General features: G+C 57.4%; 18 protein-coding genes and 1 tRNA gene. 8 read left to right on the forward strand and 11 right to left on the reverse strand.

What is annotated here, in order from left to right; translation table 11 throughout:
• Window positions 1-115: 115 nt before the first annotated feature.
• Both ABL922_RS05985 and ABL922_RS05990 read right to left on the reverse strand, forming a co-directional pair.
• Window positions 116-904 (reverse strand): tryptophan 2,3-dioxygenase, encoded by a 789-nt coding sequence (locus ABL922_RS05985; protein WP_349023299.1) that lies wholly within the window; start codon window positions 902-904, stop codon window positions 116-118.
• Between the two features lie 41 nt (window positions 905-945).
• Entirely contained in the window at window positions 946-1,539 is a 594-nt protein-coding gene (locus ABL922_RS05990; RefSeq protein WP_349023300.1) for a TetR family transcriptional regulator C-terminal domain-containing protein, read from the reverse strand.
• Window positions 1,540-1,572: 33 nt separating this feature from the next.
• Here ABL922_RS05990 and ABL922_RS05995 point away from each other — a divergent pair, with 33 nt between their 5' ends.
• Together ABL922_RS05995 and ABL922_RS06000 are read left to right on the forward strand one after the other, a co-directional pair.
• Window positions 1,573-2,736: an aromatic ring-hydroxylating dioxygenase subunit alpha gene (locus ABL922_RS05995; protein WP_349023301.1), complete on the forward strand. Its 1,164-nt coding sequence runs from the start codon at window positions 1,573-1,575 to the stop codon at window positions 2,734-2,736.
• Window positions 2,733-4,346, forward strand: a complete 1,614-nt coding sequence (locus ABL922_RS06000; RefSeq protein WP_349023302.1) for an NAD(P)/FAD-dependent oxidoreductase — start codon at window positions 2,733-2,735, stop codon at window positions 4,344-4,346. Before ABL922_RS05995 ends, ABL922_RS06000 begins: the two co-directional genes overlap by 4 nt.
• Here ABL922_RS06000 and ABL922_RS06005 read toward each other — a convergent pair.
• On the reverse strand, window positions 4,289-5,590 hold the full coding sequence (locus ABL922_RS06005; protein ID WP_349023303.1) for an amino acid permease: 1,302 nt from the start codon (window positions 5,588-5,590) through the stop codon (window positions 4,289-4,291). The genes ABL922_RS06000 and ABL922_RS06005 overlap by 58 nt on opposite strands.
• Before the next feature lie 11 nt (window positions 5,591-5,601).
• Window positions 5,602-7,932, reverse strand: coding sequence for a TonB-dependent receptor (locus ABL922_RS06010; RefSeq protein ID WP_349023304.1), 2,331 nt, complete (start codon window positions 7,930-7,932; stop codon window positions 5,602-5,604).
• 391 nt (window positions 7,933-8,323) lie between these two features.
• Between ABL922_RS06010 and ABL922_RS06015 the strand changes: the two genes are divergently transcribed.
• Entirely contained in the window at window positions 8,324-9,619 is a 1,296-nt protein-coding gene (locus ABL922_RS06015; protein ID WP_349023305.1) for an MFS transporter, read from the forward strand.
• 2 nt (window positions 9,620-9,621) lie between these two features.
• Here the strand turns inward: ABL922_RS06015 and ABL922_RS06020 are convergent, their stop codons facing one another.
• The 3 genes from ABL922_RS06020 to ABL922_RS06030 form a co-directional block, all read right to left on the reverse strand.
• Window positions 9,622-9,813, reverse strand: coding sequence for a hypothetical protein (locus ABL922_RS06020; protein WP_349023306.1), 192 nt, complete (start codon window positions 9,811-9,813; stop codon window positions 9,622-9,624).
• Window positions 9,814-10,065: 252 nt separating this feature from the next.
• Window positions 10,066-10,150: transfer RNA gene (locus ABL922_RS06025), tRNA-Leu, on the reverse strand.
• 43 nt (window positions 10,151-10,193) lie between these two features.
• Complete coding sequence (locus tag ABL922_RS06030) at window positions 10,194-11,615, reverse strand: coniferyl aldehyde dehydrogenase (RefSeq protein ID WP_349023307.1); 1,422 nt, start codon at window positions 11,613-11,615, stop codon at window positions 10,194-10,196.
• A gap of 130 nt (window positions 11,616-11,745) precedes the next feature.
• On the opposite strand from ABL922_RS06030, the gene ABL922_RS06035 reads away from it, so the two are divergent.
• The 5 genes from ABL922_RS06035 to glnA all read left to right on the forward strand — a co-directional run bounded on the left by ABL922_RS06035 (window position 11,746) and on the right by glnA (window position 17,884).
• Window positions 11,746-12,936, forward strand: coding sequence for an acetyl-CoA C-acyltransferase (locus tag ABL922_RS06035; RefSeq protein WP_349023308.1), 1,191 nt, complete (start codon window positions 11,746-11,748; stop codon window positions 12,934-12,936).
• A gap of 9 nt (window positions 12,937-12,945) precedes the next feature.
• On the forward strand, window positions 12,946-13,611 hold the full coding sequence (locus ABL922_RS06040) for a DJ-1/PfpI family protein (RefSeq protein WP_349023309.1): 666 nt from the start codon (window positions 12,946-12,948) through the stop codon (window positions 13,609-13,611).
• A gap of 76 nt (window positions 13,612-13,687) precedes the next feature.
• Complete coding sequence (locus ABL922_RS06045) at window positions 13,688-15,877, forward strand: PQQ-dependent dehydrogenase, methanol/ethanol family (RefSeq protein ID WP_349023310.1); 2,190 nt, start codon at window positions 13,688-13,690, stop codon at window positions 15,875-15,877.
• Between the two features lie 188 nt (window positions 15,878-16,065).
• Complete coding sequence (locus tag ABL922_RS06050) at window positions 16,066-16,404, forward strand: P-II family nitrogen regulator (RefSeq protein WP_115550127.1); 339 nt, start codon at window positions 16,066-16,068, stop codon at window positions 16,402-16,404.
• Between the two features lie 70 nt (window positions 16,405-16,474).
• Window positions 16,475-17,884 (forward strand): type I glutamate--ammonia ligase, encoded by a 1,410-nt coding sequence (gene glnA / locus ABL922_RS06055; protein WP_349023311.1) that lies wholly within the window; start codon window positions 16,475-16,477, stop codon window positions 17,882-17,884.
• A gap of 66 nt (window positions 17,885-17,950) precedes the next feature.
• Here glnA and ABL922_RS06060 read toward each other — a convergent pair whose 3' ends face one another.
• The 4 genes from ABL922_RS06060 to ABL922_RS06075 all read right to left on the reverse strand — a co-directional run bounded on the left by ABL922_RS06060 (window position 17,951) and on the right by ABL922_RS06075 (window position 21,436).
• The gene (locus tag ABL922_RS06060; RefSeq protein WP_349023345.1) at window positions 17,951-18,694 is read right to left on the reverse strand and encodes a hypothetical protein; all 744 of its coding nucleotides are present in this window, start codon (window positions 18,692-18,694) and stop codon (window positions 17,951-17,953) included.
• A complete protein-coding gene (locus tag ABL922_RS06065; RefSeq protein ID WP_349023312.1) occupies window positions 18,588-18,806 on the reverse strand; it encodes a helix-turn-helix transcriptional regulator in 219 nt (72 codons plus the stop codon). Before ABL922_RS06065 ends, ABL922_RS06060 begins: the two co-directional genes overlap by 107 nt.
• Before the next feature lie 121 nt (window positions 18,807-18,927).
• On the reverse strand, window positions 18,928-20,802 hold the full coding sequence (locus tag ABL922_RS06070) for an ATP-binding protein (protein ID WP_349023313.1): 1,875 nt from the start codon (window positions 20,800-20,802) through the stop codon (window positions 18,928-18,930).
• Complete coding sequence (locus ABL922_RS06075) at window positions 20,789-21,436, reverse strand: response regulator transcription factor (RefSeq protein ID WP_349023314.1); 648 nt, start codon at window positions 21,434-21,436, stop codon at window positions 20,789-20,791. The genes ABL922_RS06070 and ABL922_RS06075 overlap by 14 nt, the downstream gene beginning before the upstream one ends.
• Window positions 21,437-21,693: the final 257 nt, after the last annotated feature.

Below are 21,693 nucleotides of genomic sequence, written 5' to 3' on the forward strand. Positions count from 1 at the left end.
ACCATCCCCCTCCCGCTTGCGGGAGGGGTTAGGGGAGGGAACTTCATCCGTTACCGTATCAAACCCACCCCCGGCCCCTCCCGCAAGCGGGAGGGGAGCAGACCGGCCGACGCCCTCACAACTCCGTCCGCAACGACCACAATTCCGGAAACGCCCGTTTCGCCAGCGTCGCCTGCAAATAGCTGACCCCTGCCGTACCGCCTGTGCCGCGCTTGCCGCCGATAACGCGTTCAACTGTGACCACATGCTTGTGCCGCCAGGTCGCCATCGCGTCGTCGAGATCGACCAGTTTCTCGGCGAGCTGGTACAATTCCCAATAGCGTTCGGGTTCGCGATAGACCGTCAGGAACGCCGTCTCGACTTGCGGGTTAGCGACATAAGGCTGGCTGACATCGCGGTTCAGCACCTCGGATGGAATCGGCAAACCGGCGCGCGCGGCGGCGGCAATGGCATCGTCCCAAATGCTGGTTGTTTGCAACGCATCGCGCATAGCTGCCTGCGCCTCGGGTCGGTCCTCCTGGTACTTGAGGAAGCCACCATCCTTCAGACCGAGCAGATACTCGATTGTGCGAAACTGGTCCGACTGGAAACCCGAACTCGGCCCTAGAACATGGCGGAACCGCGTATAATCCGACGGCGTCATCGTTGACAGCACATCCCAGCTTAGCGTCATAACCGCCTGGATTCGGCTGACTCTCGCCAGCGCCTTATAGGCCGGAACCAGCGCATCAGCCTGCACCTGCGCCTTCGCCAGTTTCATCTCGCGGATGATCTGTTTCAGCCACAATTCCTTGGTCTGGTGGATGATGATGAACAGCATCTCGTCATCCAGTTCGGACTGCGGATTCTGGCAGGCGAGAAGATCGTCGAGTGCCAGATAGCGGGCATATGTCATGTCGGTCATGCTTGACCGATACAGTTTCAAATGAAACTAGGCTAGCCCGGTCAGCCTAGCAGGCTATCCAGCCATTTTTCGACCAGTACCCCCGCCTCTTCGCGGCTGAATGGCGCATCGCCAAGGCTGAGTTCGAGCCACAGACCGTCGACCAGCGCTGTTAGCGCAACGGCGGTGAGACGGTGATCGCCGGGTTGGCAGGCCGCGAGCAGAGCCTCAAGGTCAGCGCGATAGTCGCGGTAGATTTCGCCGTGCAGCATGGCGATTTGCGCATCGGTCTTGGTCAGCGCCCAGAAGGCCAACCACGTCGCAAGCAGTTCGGGATCGGCAATGGGGGGTACGAAGCTGGCGGTCAGATAGGCGAGCAGCCGATCGCGCGGGGTTTGCGGGGCGACGGCGACCGCGTCGGCTAGCGCAGTCTGTACTTTGTCTCCGGTCCAGCGATAGGTCGCGGCGACCAGCGCATCGACGCCTTCGAAATAATGCCGCAGCAATCCGGACGAAACGCCCGCTGCGGTGCAGATCACGCGCACCGATGTGCCCTGCACGCCATTCTGCGCGAGCGAGGTCGCACAGGCGGCGATCAGCGCGTCGCGGCGGGTATCTGCGCTTTCGCGGGTGAAGGGGCTGCGGACGGCTTGCATATTGTTATACACTCGTATAACAATTGCCGAGTCATGGCAAGCATACACACTTCGAACATAGGTCAGGTTTCTCTGGATGGCTGGAGCCTTCCAGCCTGGACCTATAACGATCCCGAATTTGCGGCACTCGAAATTGACCGCATTTTCCGCCCCGGTTGGCAGGTTATTTGCCATGTCTCCGATGTCCCCAACAGCGGCGACTGGCACAGCCTCGACTATGTCGGCGAAAGCGTCATCGTCGTGCGCGGAACCGATCAGATATTGCGCGCCTTCACCAATGTCTGCCGCCACCGCGGCTCTCGGCTCGTCGATGGTTCCAGCGGCTGCGCGAAGAAGCTGGTCTGCCCTTATCATGCCTGGACCTATGACCTTGACGGTCGACTGACCGGCGTTCCCGACAGCGCCTCTTATCCCACGCTCGACAGGAGCAAGGCCGGGCTGGTCCCGGTCGATATGGAAATCTGGCGTGGTTTCATCTTCGTCCGCCTCGAAAGCGGTGGCCCCTCGGTCGCGGAAATGATGGCGCCTTATGCAGATCAGGTCGCGCCCTATCGTTTCGAAGAATTGAAGGCGCTGGGCCGCGTCACCATGCGTCCGCGCGATGTGAACTGGAAGAATGTCGGCGACAATTATTCGGACGGCCTCCACATTCCGGTGGCCCATCCCGGCCTGACACGCTTGTTCGGCAAAAGCTATGGCGTCGAGGCCGAACCGCATGTCGACCGCATGTGGGGCGATCTGGTTGACCGGCCATCGAACAACTGGTCCGAACGCGCCTATCAGAACCTGCTACCATCGGTTCCGCACCTTCCCGAAGCGAACCAGAAACGCTGGCTCTATTTCAAACTCTGGCCCTCGGTCGCCTTCGACATCTACCCCGATCAGGTCGATTTCATGCAATGGCTGCCCACTGGCCCGACCACCTGCCTGATCCGCGAAATCAGCTATGTCTTCGACGATGATCGCAGGGAAATGAAGGCGGCGCGCTATCTCAACTGGCGCATCAACCGTCAGGTCAATGCCGAAGACACGATGCTGATCACGCGTGTTCAGGACGGCATGGCGAGCCGCACTTTCTCGATGGGTCCGCTGTCCGACAAGGAAGTTTGCCTCAAAAGCTTTTGCGCACGCATCCGCAACCTCATCCCCGAAGCCGCCCTAGAACAACGCCCCGCGCCGGGCTGGAGCCACAAATGACCCAGAAATATGATGCCGTAATCATCGGCGGCGGCCACAACGGCCTTGTCTGCGCTTTCTACCTTGCCCGTGCGGGCATGTCGGTGCGCATCGTCGAACGCCGCGATGTCGTCGGCGGCGCAGCTGTGACCGAGGAATTCCACCCCGGCTTCCGCAACAGCGTCGCAAGCTATACCGTCAGCCTGCTGCAGCCCAAGGTGATCGAGGACATGCGCCTCGCCGACCATGGCTATCGCGTGATCGAACGGCCGATCAGCAACTTCCTGCCGCAGGAGGACGGCGGTTACCTCAAGCTAGGCGGCGGGCTGGAACGGACACAGGCCGAGTTCGCGCGTTTCTCCAAACATGACGCTGCGGTACTACCCGACTATTACGACATGCTCGAAGGCGTTGCCGATGTGCTGCGCGATCTGGCGCTCAAATCGCCGCCTAATGTGGGTGATGGCATTAAAACATTGATCGATGGCGCAATGCAGGGTCGCGGACTGATGAAGCTGTCGCTCAGTCAGCAGCGTGACGTGCTGGAGCTGTTTACAAAGTCGGCGCGGACATTCCTCGACAGCTGGTTCGAAAGCGAAGCGGTCAAGGCGGCATTCGGCTTTGACGCGGTGGTCGGCAACTACGCATCGCCCGACACCCCGGGCAGCGCCTATGTCCTGCTCCACCACGTCTTTGGTGAGGTGAATGGCAAGAAGGGCGCTTGGGGCCACAGCATCGGCGGCATGGGCAATATCACCCAGATCATGGCAAAGGTCTGCCGCGAGCTTGGCGTTGAAATCAGCCTCCAAAGCCCGGTATCGCGCGTACTGGTAGATGGCGAAAAGGTCGCAGGCGTACGCCTTGAAAGCGGCGAGGAAGTGATCGCCAAGCGCGTCATTTCGAACGTCGGACCCAAGCTGCTTTACGAACATATGTTCGACGACAGCGACCTCAAGCCCGAATTCAAACGGCGCGTAAAAGGCTTCAAGGCTGGCAGCGGCACCTTCCGCATGAATGTGGCACTTTCCGAGCTGCCCAAATTCACCTGCCTGCCTGAGCCTGGCGAGCACCACCAGTCGGGCATCATCATTGCACCGACGCTCGATTATATGGACGAAGCCTTCCTCGATGCAAAACGCTATGGATGGTCGAAGAAGCCGATTGTCGAGATGCTGATCCCGTCAACTGTCGATGACAGCCTTGCCCCCGAAGGCCAGCATGTCGCCAGCCTGTTCTGCCAGCAATTCGCACCCGAACTGCCCGACGGTCGCGATTGGGATGCCGAGGAAGGCAAGGCAGCCGATACGATCATCGACACCGTTGAGGCCCATGCGCCGGGTTTCCGCGCCTCGATCGTCGGTCGCCAGATCCTTAGCCCCAAGGGGCTTGAACGCAAATTCGGTCTGGTCGGTGGTGACATCATGCACGGCAATATGAGCCTCGACCAACTCTGGTCAGCGCGACCGGTGCTGGGTCACGGTGCCTATCGTGGGCCGGTCAAGGGCCTCTATATGTGCGGAGCGGGGTCGCATCCGGGTGGCGGCGTAACCGGCGCGCCGGGGCATAATTGCGCTCAGGAAGTATTGGCAGACCGGTCGTTCTTCGGCAGGCTGCGCCGCGTCCACCAGTAAAGCGGAAGCCCCGCCAGCATAAGCACGATGCTCAAACCGCTGGCATCGAGCCCAGCGCCCCAAAGGCTCCATACGCCGAACACCAGCCCCAAAAGGGCAAACGGCACGGCGATTTTGCGTTTCAACGCTACAGCGGCACAAGCAAGGTAGAGCCAAAGTGTCACCGAGGTGGTCAGCAGCGCCATGAAGCTGAACAGCCCGGCCATCGACTGGCTGCTGTTTGCCAGAACAAGCAAGCTGCCCAATACTGTCGCTGACAGCAGACCGTTGATCGGCACGCCATTGGCAGTGACCCGCGCAAACCACACAGGCATCATCTGTCGCTTGGCCATTTCGAGAGGCAACTCGCCCTGCACTAATGTCCAGCCATTGACCGCGCCGATCGCGCTGATCGCTGCGAAGGCCGCAACAAAGGAGGCCGGGCCGGGCGACCAGAAGGTTGAGACAAACAGTTCAAACGGTGCAGGCGAGGCTGCAACCTTGTCGGCTGGCAGCATCAGCGTAATGCCCGAGCAGACAATCAGATATATGATGCCCGACAGTAGCGCACCATAGAATGTCGCCCGTGGAACATTGCGCTGCGGATTATCAATCTTGTGCGATGCGGCACAAGCAGCCTCGAAACCGATCATCGCCCACAGCGTCATTGCGGCAGCCGTGTTGACCGACGGCAGCGAGAGCCCTTCCGCCGGGAAAGACGCGAGCGCTGCAGTGCCTTCGCGACCGAAAATCATCCCGATCAGGACGGCGACAACGATCAGGGGTGTGAGTTTTAGCAGCGTCGTGACCACCTGGAACGAGCCTGCCGAGCGCACCCCGAGCAGGTTCACTCCCGTCATCGTCCAGATCACGCCCAGCGCCGCTAGTGCCGGATATTCGCCGAGTATGGGCAGAAAACTCGACATGTAAGAAGTCGCGCCAACCGCGATCGTCACGCACCCTGTCCAGACTGAAACCCAGAAGGAAAAGCCTATGAGGAAACCGGCCACTGGCCCGAAGCTTCGTTCGACCAATTCGGACGGGCCGATCGCGCCTTTATGGGCAGCGGTAAGTTTAGCTAGGACATGGGCGAGGCACAACGCGCCCGCGATGGTTATGACCCAGCCCGCAATCGCGTTCCAGCCAAATGGCGCAAGGCTTTGTGGCAGCAGGAACACGCCCGAACCGATCATATTGCCCATGACCAGCGCCACAGACATGAAAAAGCCGAGCTTTTGGCCCGGCTTTTTCGTTTCTTCGTTCATCAAGCGAGCGATCAGAAATCGCGGCTGAATTTAAGGCCGATGATACGCGGTTTGATCAGCGTGTCGTAGAAGGTGCCACCCAGCGCAGTGCCGCCACCCGGGTCACCGCAGATATCTTCACGGCACGAAACGCCAGTATTCACAACGCCAACTTCGTTGAAAAGGTTAGTAGTAAAGGCTTCGATGTTCCACTGATCATTTTTCACACCAAAGCTGAGATCGACGGTCGTGTATGATTGAAGCTTTCCTTTGATGCCGTATTGGAAGTCGCGCAAATCGCTTCGACGAGACCCGGTATGATTAGCCGCAAGTTGGAAGTGTCCATTCCAGCTACCGACAGGAAACTCGTAACGGGCGACTGCATTGGCCTTGAACTTAGGTGTGACCGGCAAACGTGTGCCCGAAGAAGCCAGCGTGCTGTTCGCCTGTGGCAAGAGATCACGGTCTGTCAGGCTATCAGGGATTGGAATCGTGCAGTCATAAGGGCTGGCCGGGTCTGCATACTCACAAAAATCCCGACGGATTTTGGCGTCAAGATAAGTGAAACCAGCATTCAAAGTAAATCCACCTTGCCGGTAACCGACATCCATTTCAACGCCACGGATGCGTGCAATCCCAGCATTTCGTATCTCAGTTAAACCATTAGCACCGAGGAACGACAACTGGATATTGTTCCAATCTTCCTGGAATACTGCGCCGTTAAAACGGAATGCACCGAAGTTTGTCTTCCAGCCAAGCTCATAATTATCAAGCTCATCAGCACCATAAGGAGGCAACGTGCCTCTACGATTGATGCCGCCAGGACGGAAACCGCGAGACCAAGTGGCATAGACCAGTGCATCTTCGTTGATTTTGTATGTCGCATTCGATTTAAAAGTAACGCCCGAATCTTTGGTGGACTTGTCAACGTTTGTGCAAGGGGATCCATCAACTACAGCTGGTCTTGTTGGTCCGCTCAGGATGCCACAGCCTGCTACCCCCGTACCGTCTTTAACGATAACGCCGGGCACACCCATCGGGTCGACCTTGTCACCTGAATAGCCATCTGAATAGCCAAAAAACCCGACCAGTGAGTTGTTATACTTATACAAACGCGCGCCACCGGTAAGCGTCAGCTTGTCAGTTACGTCGAAGCTTGCTTCGCCAAATGCCGCATAGTCACGGTCGGTGCGCTGCTGCTTGGTCAACCAAATATTGCTGTCGGTCCCCGGTACAGTGATCGAATCTGCAATATCGTCGATTATGTAATTCTGTTCGATATTGTGAGACTGACGCTGCCAGAACAAACCGCCGATAAACCGCAGTGAAGCATCCTGTGGCGAAGAAATGCGGAACTCGCCGAAGCTCTTTCGATATCGGTCAATACCCTGAATATATTGATTGGCGCTAACATAGTCGCCTGCATTGTCGTAAAAATAGGCACCATAGCCGGACAGGGCATCATAGAAATAACCATAGTCCGAATAGTCGCTTTCGGTATTGGTCTTGCGACGAAGGTGGCCACCGGTCAAGGTCATGTCCCAACTACCGAGCTTGCCCTCGATGGTCATCGCAGCTTGCATCCACTTGTCTCTGCTGCTTTCGGGGTTGTATTGGACAGTTTGATAATTGCCGCTATTCTGACCCGAACGCTCGCGGGCATAGCTGCCCTCAGTGTTCTGGATCTGCCCCATCAGCGTTGGCTTGATCGTCCAGCTATCGTTCAGTTCGATTCCAAGAGCCAGACGCGCGCCATAGGTTTCCGCGTCGTTGTAATTTTTTTCGACTAGAGCAGCGTTATTCTGCGTGATACCTGAGGTCGCATAGGTGCGTGACCCGGGGATATTGTCGATATAACCGCCATCATCGCGGTACCAGCCGACAAGGCGCAAAGCTGCGCGATCGCTGAGTGGTGCGTTGATGAAACCTTCGAAGACCGAACCAAAATCGCCATGGGCGACATTGTTAATTTCAACACCGGCATTTCCATAGAAACCGGAAGTGTCCGGCGCATTGGTCACCAGCTTGAGCGTGCCCGCCATTGAGCTCGCGCCATATAGCGTGCCCTGCGGGCCAGCAAGCGCTTCAACGCGTGCAAGGTCATAGGCGTGAATATCAAGCGCGCCTTGAATAGTCGTAATAGGCATTTCGTCGAGATAGGTGCCGACGGTCGGCAACGAAGCCGAGTGGTTGGCGTTTTCACCCGAAGCGACGCCGCGGAAATAGACTTGTGCAAAACCGGGGCCGCCTTGCTGGATGGTCACCGAAGGAAGGAACTTCACCACATCGGCAAATTCATTCACCTGCAGCTGATCAAGCTTCTCGGTGCCGATTGCGGTGATCGCGACAGGAACATCCTGCAAATTCTGCTCACGCTTTTGCGCGGTAACGACGATTTCGTCATTGTCTTCGTCGGCAGCATCCTGAGCGAATGCAGGAACGGACATCGCCATCGCGCTTGACGCGAGCAGCGTTGCGACCGCTGAACGAACATAGATATTGCTGTGTGTTTTGCGCATTGCGCACCCTCCATTATGTTGCAATGCCGCAATTCCACATATTTATGGAATCGTGGCAAGATTTTTTCGTCAAATGACGCTTGGTCGATAATTTATTTCGAACGCTGTGGCATATGCGCAACGCCTGATAGCACCACGTACACCCCCGGATGCTGTCAAGATGTCATATGAATATGCTTGCCTAAATCACTGCCCCCGTTAGGGCGTTGCAAAACAAGAGGGGAAGCCACACTTAATGCAAACATCTTTGGCTTTGCTCCGCAAACGGCGGTTCCTTCCGCTGTTCGTGACCCAGTTGCTTGGCGCGTTCAACGACAATCTGTTCAAAAATGCCATGGTCCTTTTCGTGGTCTATGGTGTTTACAACGATGAAAAGGCCGAGGCGCTGTTCAGCGCGGTAGCCACGGCAGTATTCATCCTGCCCTTTTTTCTGTTGTCGGCTCTGGCGGGCCAATTGGCAGATACGCGGGACAAGGCGCAGATCATTCGCATCGTCAAATTTTGCGAAATCATAATCATGTTTGTAGGTGGAGCTGGGCTCGTGCTGGCTTGGCTCGACATCGCGGTGACCCTCATCGCCATCCCGCTGATGATGCTCGCGCTGTTTGCCATGGGCGTGCATTCGACCTTTTTCGGACCGATCAAATATGCGATCCTGCCGCAACATCTCAAAGACGATGAAGTTCTGGGCGGCACCGGGCTGGTCGAAGCGGGCACCTATATCGCCATTTTGGTGGGCACTATTCTCGCAGGAATCATTGCTGTCGAATGGGCGGCCTTGGGCGTGGTTTTGACAGCAATGCTCGGCTATATGACGGGAAGGCAGGTTCCCCCCGCTCCGCCCGAGCATCAGGAAACTGGAATCGACTGGCACATCCTCCGCTCGTCGATCACGCTGGTCAAAGGCACAATGCATATCCGCAAGCTGTTTCTCGCCATCATGTCGATCAGCTTTTTCTGGACCATTGGCGCAGTGCTGTTCATCCAGTTCCCGCCGCTCGCAAAGAATGTGCTGGGTGCGGATCAGGAGGTCGCCAGTCTTTTCCTGGCCATTTTCTCGATTGGCATCGCCATCGGCTCGGTCGCCATTAACCGGTTATTGAAAGGGCAGGTCTCAGCCCGTTTCGCCCCGGCAAGTGTGATCGCAATGGGCCTGTTCGTGGTCGCCTTCCACTTCGTCTGCCGCAACTGGCAGATCAATGGCGACGGCGCACTCTATACGATCGGTAGCTTCGTAAATCACGACGGCGCGTGGATGCTTTTGGGCACATTGCTGGGCATCGCTGTTGCAGGCGGCATGTTCGTTGTGCCGCTCTACGCATTCCTGACGACGACCGTGCCGAAGGACCAGACGGCGCGCACCGTGGCGGCCAACAACATTGTCAATTCAGGCGCGATGGTTGTCGGATCTCTGATTGCCCTCGGCCTCAGCGCCGCAGGCATAACTATGGTCAATCAGTTGCTGCTTGGCGCGGCAATGTGCGTGGTATCGGCCTGGCTTGCGCAATTGTTGCACAAGGCCTGCGACTGAAGTCAGGCGATAAAGGTGTAGAATACCGTAAAGAAGGCACCAAAACTGACCACGAACAAATGGGCATCTTCGCGCTGCCACCATTTTAGCGGCTTGGGTTTCCACTCGGCGGGGACAGCAAAAACATGCGGTGCCAGCGATTGCCGAAAAGGATGCCGCGCACCTTCGCTCGTCTGAACCAGTTTCCTCTGCATGATGCGCACCCCTTAATAGTTTCGTTACCAGGCACGTTAACGTTTCATTAGGGAAGTTGGCGAGGGACAAAGGTGGTTAACAACGGTTCCATGCGGAACCGTATCATTTTGCTACAGATTTCTGGACGACTGACGTCATAACGGTACCAGCCCGCTCCCCCACCCGGCCTCCCAAACAGGGTATCGTCATGGGAGGCCGGGTGGGGGAGCGGGCTGGTACCGGAACCGTTTCAGCATGGCTGAAACCAGAATTGGTGCCCCTGGCCCGACTCGAACGGGCACATCTTTCGATACTCGATTTTGAGTCGAGCGCGTCTACCAATTCCACCACAGGGGCATTGCGGGGGAGCCTCTAGCGAAGCTCCCGCCGGGGCGCAAGCCTACTTGCGCAATTCTCGTTCCAGCGTCTTGTGCGTCGACTTGCCATAAGGCGGTTTGAAACCAGCCATGCCGGCAACATCCATCGAAGGCTGGCGATAGACTGCGCGCATATGGCTGAAGGTCTTGAAGCCGTCCTGCCCATGATAATTGCCCATGCCCGACGGCCCGACGCCCCCGAACGGCAGATCTTCCATCGCATTGTGGAAGATCACATCATTGACCGTAGCGCCGCCCGAAATGGTACGGGTCAGCACACGGTTTTCCTCCGCCTTGTCGGCTCCGAAATAATAAAGGCCAAGCGGGCGATCATGCGCGTTCACATAGTCGATCGCTTCGTCCATCGACGAATAGGTCATCACCGGCAGGATCGGGCCGAAGATTTCTTCCTGCATCACCTTCATGTCGTCACTAGCATTACGGACGATGGTCAGCGGCATCTTGTTGCCGTTCGACGATCCAAAATCCTCATTACCTGGGTTGATTTCAATCAGTTCGGCACCCTTTTCCTTGGCATCGGCCAGATAGCCCTGCAGGCGGTCGTAATTGCGGCCATTCACGACAGAAGTATAATCGTCGTTGTTCAGCAGCGTCGGATACAATGTCGACACGCCGTTAACGACGCCGTCGATCATCTCCTGCTCCTGCTCCTTGGCTACCAGCAGATAATCGGGCGCGAGGCAAATCTGGCCTGCGTTCATCATCTTGCCCAGTGCGATGCGTTCGCCCGCTTTTTTCTTGTCAGCGCTGCGCCCGATAATCGTTGGCGATTTGCCGCCCAGCTCGAGCGTGACGGGCACCAGATTGTCCGCCGCCGCGCGCATGATATGCTTGCCGACGCTGGTTGCACCTGTGAAGATCAAGTGGTCGAAGGCCAGCTTCGAAAAGGCTGTGCCAACCTCAACCCCGCCGGTGAACACCGCCATTTCCTCTTCGGCGAAATATTTGGGGACCGCCTCGGCAAAAACTTCCGCCACGCGCTCGGTATATTCTGACGGCTTGACCATCGCCCGATTACCCGCGGCCAAAATGCCCGCCATCGGCACCATCACCATGCCAACCGGAAAATTCCACGGCGCGATCACCCCAACCACACCCTTGGGCTGATAAACGACATCGGCTTTGGCACCGATCAGGCCAAGCGGAAAGGTCGGCTTGCGCTTTTCGTTGCGGGCCCAGCTTTCGAAATGCTTTTTGGCATGCTTGAGCGCGCTGACCGACGGCATGATGTCCGTCATCAGCGTCTGTTCGGTACTGCGATGGCCGAAATCGGCGGAGACCGCTTTGGCAAATTCATCTTTATAATCTACCAGCAGCGCAATGGCGCGGTCCATGCGGTCGCGGCGAACCGACATCGGTTCTGGCATGGCTGAAGTGGCGGCTGCTTTCTGCTTATTTAATATGGTTTGCATAACGGCGATCATGTCATTCTCCTCATTTAATCGCGGAATTAACATTTCTGGATACGAATGCAACGCGTCTGCGCATTGTGTTGCGGCTTTCACGGGATTAAAGGCGAATCCGTAACGTCTCCCAAGCCAGAGGAATGCCTCCATGAGCAGCACCGATCCCGTCGTCATCCTTTCTTATGCACGCACCCCGATGGGTGGCATGCAGGGCGTGTTCTCCGATGTGGCCGCAACCGATCTGGGTGCCACCGCGGTTAAGGCGGCGGTCGAACGCGCCGGCGTATCTGGCGACGATATAGAACGTATCTATATGGGTTGCGTGCTTCCTGCCGGCCTTGGCCAGGCCCCTGCCCGTCAGGCAGCGATCAAGGCCGGCCTGCCCAAGTCGGTGCAGGCAACCACAGTCAACAAGGTCTGCGGCAGCGGCATGCAGACTGTTATCATGGGCGCGGAAGCCATCGCAGCCGGATCTGTCGACTATGTGATCGCAGGCGGCATGGAGAGCATGACGAATGCGCCTTACATCCTGAAGAAGCACCGCTCGGGCGCGCGCATCGGTCATGACACAGCCTATGACCATATGTTCCTCGATGGCCTCGAAGACGCCTACGAACCCGGCCGTGCGATGGGCACCTTTGCACAGGAAACTGCAGACGAATATCAGCTGACCCGCGAAGATCAGGACAATTATTCGATTGAATCGCTTCGCCGCGCACAGGAAGCGATCTCTTCGGGCGCTTTCGTTTCGGAAATCGTGCCCGTCACTGTCGTCAGCCGTGCTGGCGAAACCGTGGTCGATACAGATGAACAGCCCGGCAAAGGCCGCCCCGACAAGATCCCTTCGCTAAAGCCTGCTTTTGCCAAGGACGGCACGATTACCGCTGCGACCTCATCGTCAATTTCGGATGGTGCCGCCGCGCTCGTCCTCTCGCGTGCCTCGACGGCTGCGGCAAAGGGCCAGACGCCGGTTGCCCGAATCGTCGCCAGCGCTGCGCATGCACAAGAGCCGTCGGCTTTCACGACCGCCCCGGTCGGCGCGATCAACAAATGCCTCGCCAAGGCAGGCTGGAGCATCGCCGATGTCGACCTGTTCGAGGTCAACGAAGCATTTGCCTGCGTCGCGATGTTCGCGATGCGCGACCTCGGCATTCCGCATGAAAAGATCAACGTTCATGGCGGTGCAACCGCACTCGGCCACCCGATCGGTGCATCGGGCGCGCGGATCATCACTACGCTGATTGGCGCGCTGAAGCATAAGGGGCTAAAGCGCGGTGTTGCCAGCCTTTGCATCGGCGGCGGCGAGGGCACAGCGATTGCTATAGAGCTGGTCGACTAACGCCGTTGCATGAACATCGTCTTCGTCCTGTTCGACAATGTGACGCAGCTCGATTTTTCGGGGCTAGTCCAATTCCTGTCACGCTTGCCCGGCGCGAAAACACATGTCGTGTCAAAGGACGGGAAAGCGGTTTCGACGGATTGCGGCTTTGCGATCGTCCCGACCGGAAGCTTTGCAGATTGCCCGCAAGCCGACATCATCTGCGTGCCGGGCGGCCATGGTGTGCGACAGGCTATGGCCGATGATGCGCTGGTCGCTTTTGTCCGGGAACAGGCGAACGGCGCTGAATGGATAACCAGCGTCTGCACCGGGAGTTTCATCCTTGGCGCGGCCGGATTGCTGCGCGGCAAGCGCGCAACGACGCATTGGGCCTATACCCAGTTGCTGCCGCTGTTCGGCGCGATTCATGAGCAAGCTCGTGTCGTCCGCGATGGCAATCTAGTAACGGCTGGCGGGGTCACTTCGGGCATTGATTTCGCGCTAGAGTTGATCGCTCTGTCGCAAGGAGAGGATGTCGCGCGCACCATCCAGCTCGCACTTGAATATGATCCTGCACCCCCCTTTGACGGCGGCCATCCAAGCCGGACGGCCGCACCGCTCGTTTCCAGCTTGCGTGACCGCGTGTATCATAAAGCCGCCGCCGATATGGAGGCTGCTATCAAGGCAATCGTCTGACGGGCAACTTAACGCTGGACCGACTCTGCAACGCACGCTAGCGATTTAATCGAGGGATTAAATCGGGAGAGAAGCGATGCGTTTTGGGCGTAATTCGTTGTTGGTGGTGGCCGGTCTGGCTGCACTGGCTGTCAGTGGCTGCAAATTGGCAGACAATAATCCGGGAGCAAAGGATCCCGAATTCGCCAAGATCGACGGCGAGTTTCTGAAAACCGGCGGCAATGGCGACGATTGGGCCTTTCCCGCGCAAAGCTATGGCGAGCAACGCCATAGCCCGTTGACGCAGATAAGCGACAAGAATGTATCCGAACTGGGGATCGCATGGTTCGCCGATATGCCCGATGCACGCGGCCATGAATCGACCCCCGTTGAAGTCGACGGCACGCTCTATGTGACTGGACCTTGGTCGAAGGTGTTCGCTTATGAAGCCAAGACCGGCAAGCCGCTGTGGCAATTTGACCCCGGTGTCGACAAGGCGCGCGGGGTGAAGGCCTGCTGCGACGTCGTCAACCGCGGCGTCGCCTTCTGGAAGGGCAAACTGTTCGTCGGCACCATCGACGGTCGCCTGATCGCTTTGGACGCCAAGACCGGCGGCGAAATCTGGTCGGTGCAAACGCTTGATCCCAAATCGAACGGCACAATTACCGGCTTCCCCCGCGTGGTGAAAGACAAAGTCATCATCGGCAATGGCGGTTCGGAATTCGGCGCACGTGGTTTTGTGACTGCTTACAATGTCGATACGGGCAAACAGGCTTGGCGCTTCTACACCGTTCCCAACCCCAAGGGTGAGCCCGACAATGCGGCGAGCGACAAGGTGATGAAAGAACTCGCCTATGACACATGGAGCAAGACGCCGAAGAAAGACGATTGGCGCGACTCAGGCGGTGGCGGCACCGTATGGGATGCGATTGTCTATGATGCAGAACTAGATCAGCTCTATCTCGGCGTCGGCAACGGCAACCCGTGGAACCACGGCATTCGTTCGAACAGTGAAGGCGACAATCTGTTCCTGTCGTCGATCGTCGCACTTGATCCTGATACAGGCGAATATAAATGGCACTATCAGGAAACGCCCGCCGAAAGCTGGGATTATACTGCGACCCAGCCAATCATCCTCGCCAATGAGCAACGCGACGGCAAAGATGTGAAGGTGCTCTACCACGCACCGAAAAACGGCTTCTTCTTCACGCTCGATCGGACCAACGGCAAGCTGCTGGCGGCCAATCCGTTCATCAGCGGGATCACTTGGGCGACCGGTTACGACCTCGCCTCGGGCCGCCCGATCGAAAATCCGGAAGCGCGTTACGAAAAGACCGGCAAGCTCTACATGGCGAACCCGTCAGCTCTTGGCGCACATAACTGGCACCCGATGAGCTACAATCCGGCGACCGGCCTTGTCTACATCCCGGCACAGCAATTGGGCGGGGCTTACATGCCCCCTGCAGCTCCAAACGAACAGGGCCGCAGCTCGATGGGCTTTAACACCGGCGGGGCGATAGCCACGGCGGATGTGCCCGACGATTTCAACATGGTGAAGGCAATCCAGGCAGTCACCACCGGCCAGCTTGTCGCGTTCAATCCGAAAACCGGCAAGGCGCAGTGGACTGTCAACTATCCCACCCCGTGGAATGGCGGCACGATGACGACCGCTGGCAACCTCGTCTTCCAGGGCAATGCGATGGGCAAGTTCCAGGCCTTCGCCGCCGATACTGGCAAACTGCTCTACAGCCTTGACGTGCAGTCGGGCGTGCTGACCGGCGCTTCGACCTATCTGGTCGACGGCGAGCAATATGTCGCCTTCATGACCAGCAAGGGCGGTGCCTTCCCGCTGGTGTCGGGCTATGTATCCGGTGCGAGCCAGGAAGTGCCGAATATCCCGCGCCTGATCGTGCTCAAGATCGGGGCCAAAGGCAAATTGCCACCGCTTCCGCCTGCGGAAGATTGGGTTTGGAACCCGCCTGCGTTGTTCGGCAGCCCTGAAATCATTGCGGCCGGCCAGTCCAGCTATCAACGCTACTGCCTCGTCTGCCACGCGCCGGGTGCGGTCGGGTCTGGCGTGCTGCCTGACCTGCGCAAATCGGGCACGATTGCTGACGCGGCGACCTTCAAGTCGGTGGTCTATGATGGCATCCTCGCAAAGAATGGCATGGCCAGCTTCAAACCCGTGCTGAAACCGGAAGAAGTGGAAGCTATCCGCGCCTATCTGGTCAGCCGCGCGCATTTCGCCAAGGCTAATGACGCCAAGTTCAAGGTCAGCCGTAAGTGATGCCCATGAATCTGGCATCTGCCTAAAAAACAGGCAGCAAAAATAGAACAAGCCCCGTGCCTTACCGCGCGGGGCTTTGTTTTTGCGCGGTTGTCGCACCTCCGCAAACTGGCACGATCCTTGATAAGCTTATGACATGACACTCGCGCGCGCGGGTTTTCGCGGTGCGCCAAGACCTGAGGAAAGCCATGAAAAAGATCGAAGCGATCATCAAGCCGTTCAAACTCGATGAAGTGAAAGAGGCGCTGCACGAAGTCGGCGTGTCGGGTATCACAGTGACCGAGGCCAAGGGCTTTGGCCGCCAGAAGGGCCATACCGAACTCTATCGTGGCGCCGAATATGTTGTCGACTTCCTGCCCAAGGTGAAGCTTGAAGTGGTCGTGGACGATGCACTGGCCGACCGTGTTGTCGAAGCCATCGCCGCCGCCGCGCAAACCGGCCGCATCGGCGACGGCAAAATCTTCGTTATTCCTGTTGAAACCGCGCTGCGCATCCGCACCGGCGAGCGCGACAGCGATGCCGTCTAAATCCAAGAAATCCGCCCAAAAAACAAAATCGGGCAAATCCAAACAATCCAAGTCAAAGAAGGAAAGCATCATGGCTTCAGCCAAGGACATACTGAAACAGATCAAGGAAAATGATGTCGAGTGGGTCGATCTGCGCTTCACCGACCCGAAGGGCAAGTGGCAGCACCTGACGATGTGCGCAGGCGTCCTCGGTGAGGATGAACTGGAAGACGGCCTGATGTTCGATGGTTCGTCGATCGAAGGCTGGAAGGCCATCAACGAATCTGACATGATCCTGCGCCCCGATCTTGACGCGGTCTATATGGATCCGTTCAGCGCGACGCCGATGATGATCATCTGCTGCGACATCGTCGAACCCTCGACCGGCGAACTCTACGCCCGCGATCCGCGCTCGACCGCCAAGCGCGCCGAAGCCTATGTCAAGGCAACCGGTATCGGCGACACCGTTTATGTCGGCCCCGAAGCCGAATTCTTCATGTTCGACGATGTGACTTTCTATGACGGTTATGATGGCTCGGGCTTCCGCATCGACGACATCGAACTGCCGACCAACACAGGTCGTTCGTACGAAACCGGCAACCTTGCCCACCGTCCGCGTGCCAAGGGTGGCTATTTCCCCGTCGCCCCCGTCGACAGCGCCGTCGACATCCGTGGCGAAATGGTCACGACCATGCTCGAAATGGGCCTGCCCTGCGACAAGCATCACCATGAAGTGGCGGCGGCCCAGCACGAACTCGGGCTGACCTTCGGCACGCTAGTGCAGACCGCCGACCGTATGCAGGTGTATAAATATGTCGTGCACCAGGTCGCGCATGCCTATGGCAAAACCGCGACCTTCATGCCGAAGCCGATCAAGTCGGACAATGGCTCGGGCATGCACACCCACATTTCGATCTGGGAAAAGGGCAAGCCGCTGTTCGCGGGCAATGGCTATGCCGGCCTGTCGGACATGTGCCTGTACTTCATCGGCGGCGTCATCAAGCATGCCAAGGCGCTGAACGCCTTCACCAACCCGACCACCAACAGCTACAAGCGTCTGGTTCCGGGCTTTGAAGCCCCCGTGCTACTCGCTTATTCGAGCCGCAACCGTTCGGCTTCGTGCCGCATTCCGTATGGCACCGGTGACAAGGCAAAGCGCGTTGAATTCCGCTTCCCCGATGCGCTCGCCAACCCCTATCTCTGCTATTCGGCGTTGCTGATGGCGGGTCTGGACGGTATCCGTAACAAGATCCATCCCGGTGACGCGATGGACAAGAACCTGTACGACCTGCCTCCGGCAGAACTCGCGCAGGTCCCGACCGTCTGTGGATCGCTCCGCGAAGCACTCGACAGCCTGGCGGCTGACCATGACTTCCTGCTCGAAGGCGATGTCTTCACCAAGGATCAGATCGAAGCCTATATCGACCTTAAATGGGACGAAGTGTCGCGCTGGGAAACCACGCCGTCACCGGTCGAATTCGATATGTACTACAGCGGCTAAGCTGGGGGGCAGCCGCAATCGAAAGGGCGTCCGGAGCGATCCGGGCGCCCTTTTCTTTGCATACTGTTATCGCGGCATCATTAAACCAGCCCGCGTCGCCGAAACAAAAATAGCCAGCAGCATGCCGCCGGCAACCAATGCGACTAGAGCAAGGGGTGTTGGTGCCGCAGCCAAACCGACCGCCGCTGCGGATCCCCAGAGCATGAGAACTGTTCCGATCGCGCAAAACGCGAGATTTCCAGCATCCCGGCTCAACTGCCACATCATTTCATCATAATATTTCCAGTCGCGCGCGGTAATAACTACAGAAACCGCCAGTGCGGCTACGATCCCGCCAAAGCCAGCCAACGGTGATACTGTCGCTCCAGGGGCGGCCAGCGCCAATGCGGCCAACGCAGCGCCGATGGTTGCCATCGCGATCGACGATCCCGTCAACATGCGGCGTTGCTCGTGAATTTCCTCTACATCCTCGACATTCAGGATCTTCGATCCCAATTTTGGTGCAAGCAAGCCGAAACCGACGAACAGCCCCATCAGCAAGTAGATCAGACCGATGCCACCGACGATAACCTGATCGACACTCATTGTCTTCGGATCAATCAAGCTCATCGCCGCGTAAGAGCCAATTCCGCCAACCAAGCCGCCAGATACCATTTGAACGATCAGCTTGCGTGTTTTTAGCGCTTTGTTTTCCGCAGAAACATTAGTCATTTGAGTTTTCCTCGGTTTCCCAATGATCGATAAAAAGGTCTGGCACCTGACAAGCGAATAATTTTGCCATTCGCAGCGCCAATGGAAGGCTTGGATCATATTTGTTGGTTTCAACCGCGTTGATAGTTTGCCGCGACACGCCCAACCGCCTTGCCAACTCACCTTGGCTCCAGCCGACGCCGTCACGATAGGTTTTCAACCGATTTTCCAAATGGATTGCTCCTGCCTGTAAAGAGCTCTTTACAGATTTGAAGCCCCGAGTCACGCACTTGTTCGGCTAACGCCTAAGAAAGCTTGGATGCGTTTCGGTGCTTCTTCTCTCCGAACTGCAGTTATGCGACATCAACAGCTCTAGTCGGCAACCACAATTTCAAACGGCTTCCCGCGCCAATGCTGCTTTCGATGTCAAGTTCCGCCGCCAATTGTTGGGCCCGCGTCCGCATGTTTGAAAGTCCGCGCCCCGGACCTGATTGTTCAGCGATTTCGAAGCCGCTTCCATCGTCAGAAAGGACCAACTCGACGCCCGATCTCCCCTCCCTGTCCGAAGGGTGGCAAGCTATAGTGATGTTGCTGGCGCCCGCATGCGATAAAACATTGCCGACACCTTCCTGAATGATACGCAACATGTGGAGCGCATTGGGGGCATCGAGCCAGTCGAGCGACGGGCATGGTTCCACCCGCCAGATGCATTTCACCCCGGCTTTTTCCATATCTGGTTCCATCCGGTGCCGCAGGTTGGCGAGCAGTGCGACAACATCGCCCTCGACCGGCGCGAGCGAATCCACGGTCAGTTTCAGATCGGTTATCGCACGCTGCAGGGTTTCTTCGGCGACCGGCGCCTCCCCCTGCTTTTTAACTACGGCCAAAGCGGTCACGAGATTTGAGCCGATGCCGTCATGCATTTCACGCATCAGCCGTTCCCGCTCGATGCCAACTGCATGTTCGACTTCGATTTTCTGTCGAGCATGCTCGCTTGCGGCCAAGGCTTGCGTCGCCGCTTCGACCCGCTGTTCGAGATTGGCATTCAGCGTTTCGACTTCGACCAGCGCACGCAAATATTTTCGGCCCACAGACAACAAGAACACGCTGAACAGGAGCAGACCTGTATAGGGCTGAATGTGAAAACCAAGGCCCTGCCACCAGTTCACATTTGGTATCCGGCCAACGTCGTGAAAACCTAGCGCTGTTGTGAACAACACGATGGCAATCAAAGCAGCGCTTTCCAGCGTCCGGTGGCGCAGCCAGTCAGCGACCATCAACCCGCATATCACAAGCGACACGCCAAGGGTCGCAAGGCTGGTCGCCAGATCGGTCCGGTTGGTCGAGGTAATAGCCGCACGAAAGATGCACAGAGCAACGCCAATCGCAAAAACAATGGCAATAATCCGGCGATAATTGGGAAGTTTCAAAAAGGCGACGCAGAAACTCAGCGATGCGGCAACCGCAAAATAGAGCGAATAATAGCTGACCTGCTGAAACCAATAGGGGTCTAGCGGCGACTCTTCGGCGAAAAAGTGAAAATCGCGCACAAACCAGAGCAACCCCGTCATCACTAGCCAGAATATTTCGGTTTCCGATCGCCGCGCCATCCACATCAGGAATGCCGCAAAGGTCAGAAACAACATCGCATAATTGGCGGCGGATGCACCTGTTACCCTCCAGAATTGCTGGTAGTTAAAGAGCCTGCCTAGCTCTTCCTGCGATCCGACTTTGACTGTACCGACCCCTAACGAGAATTGCCGATCCGACCCTACGCGCAACACCAACTCATTGTCCGTATCGCGTAACAGTTTTTGCGGGACGGGGATAATATAGGGCCGGTTCCATCCCAGCGTTTGCGACGATGCACTTCGATAATTGCGGAACAGTTCAACGCCGTTGAGGAAAACGGTCAGGCGTTCGCGGTTGTTTTCAGTGTAGATGGCAAGTGGTTTGTCGGGAAGGAGCCGACCGTCAAAGCGAAAACGCCCCCATGCAGTTAGCTTACCTTCCAGCTTGATGCGCGCCTCATCCGACAACCAGAGTGCGGGGGTTGCGCGCCGCTCCCACCCCGTCGCAGGAATGTCGCTTTGATCGGCAAAAACAATTTCACCGCTGTGAAATTCGAGCACATCGACCGAGGAAGGGCTCTTTGCGGCAACGATCGATGCTGTGGCGCAGCAGACAAAAGCAGCGATACACGCAACCAGCCACCTAGCGAATATCAAGCATACCCCGGTTCGACGCCTCGAATACCGCTTCGGCACGCGAATTGACTTCAAGCTTGCGGTAGATATGTTTGACATGCGTGCCCACCGTATGCTGCGAAATCCCCATCAAATCCGCACATTCGGAATAGGTAAATCCGCGCGACAGCAGGTGCAAGGTTTCCTTTTCCCTCTCGGACAGCTGCTCTTCGATCGCAATGGTAGGTGCAGCCTCTGGCGGCGACAGTTCCTTGAGCAGCAATCGGGCAATGATCGGGCTGATGGGCGAGCCGCCTTTGCGAACCTCGCGGATCGCAGCGACGCATTCGCCCAGTTTCTGATCCTTGAGCAAGTAGCCGCGTGCCCCCGCACGAATGGCGTCGAGTACTTTGTGATGGTCTGCAAACATTGTCAGCACCAATATGTCGATGTCTGGATATTGCGCAGCCGCCTTGCGGATCAGCGTCGTGCCATCGCCATCCGGCAATCCAAGATCACACACCAGAACATCAAAGCCGCCTTCGTCGATCAATTTGCAGCCGGTAGCTACTGAGCCTGCAGCAGCGACCAGTTCAACATCGTCAGCCTGCCGGATTACCTCGGCAATATCTGCGGCGATGCGCGGATCGTCTTCAATGATGGCGGTACGGATCATGCAGGCGAATGTCCCACTAACCGGTCGACTAGACAATGGGCCAAAAAGCCGCCGCAAATTTCGTCCGCTTCCGTCACAATGGGTCGCGTATTATGACAGAAGCGGACGGCCACCGGATAGGCTGAGGCAGATTGGTCCGCCATCCCATGAATTGGGGATGCCGATACCCTGTTCGCGGGATAGCGCAACGGGCGCGGACAATTAGGGTGTGCCTGAACTTTTCGACAACTTCGTCAGTTTTCGCATCAGAGGAGGTA

Origin of the sequence: Sphingorhabdus sp. (assembly GCF_040079335.1) — a bacterium.
Classification (GTDB): Bacteria; Pseudomonadota; Alphaproteobacteria; order Sphingomonadales; family Sphingomonadaceae; genus Sphingorhabdus_B.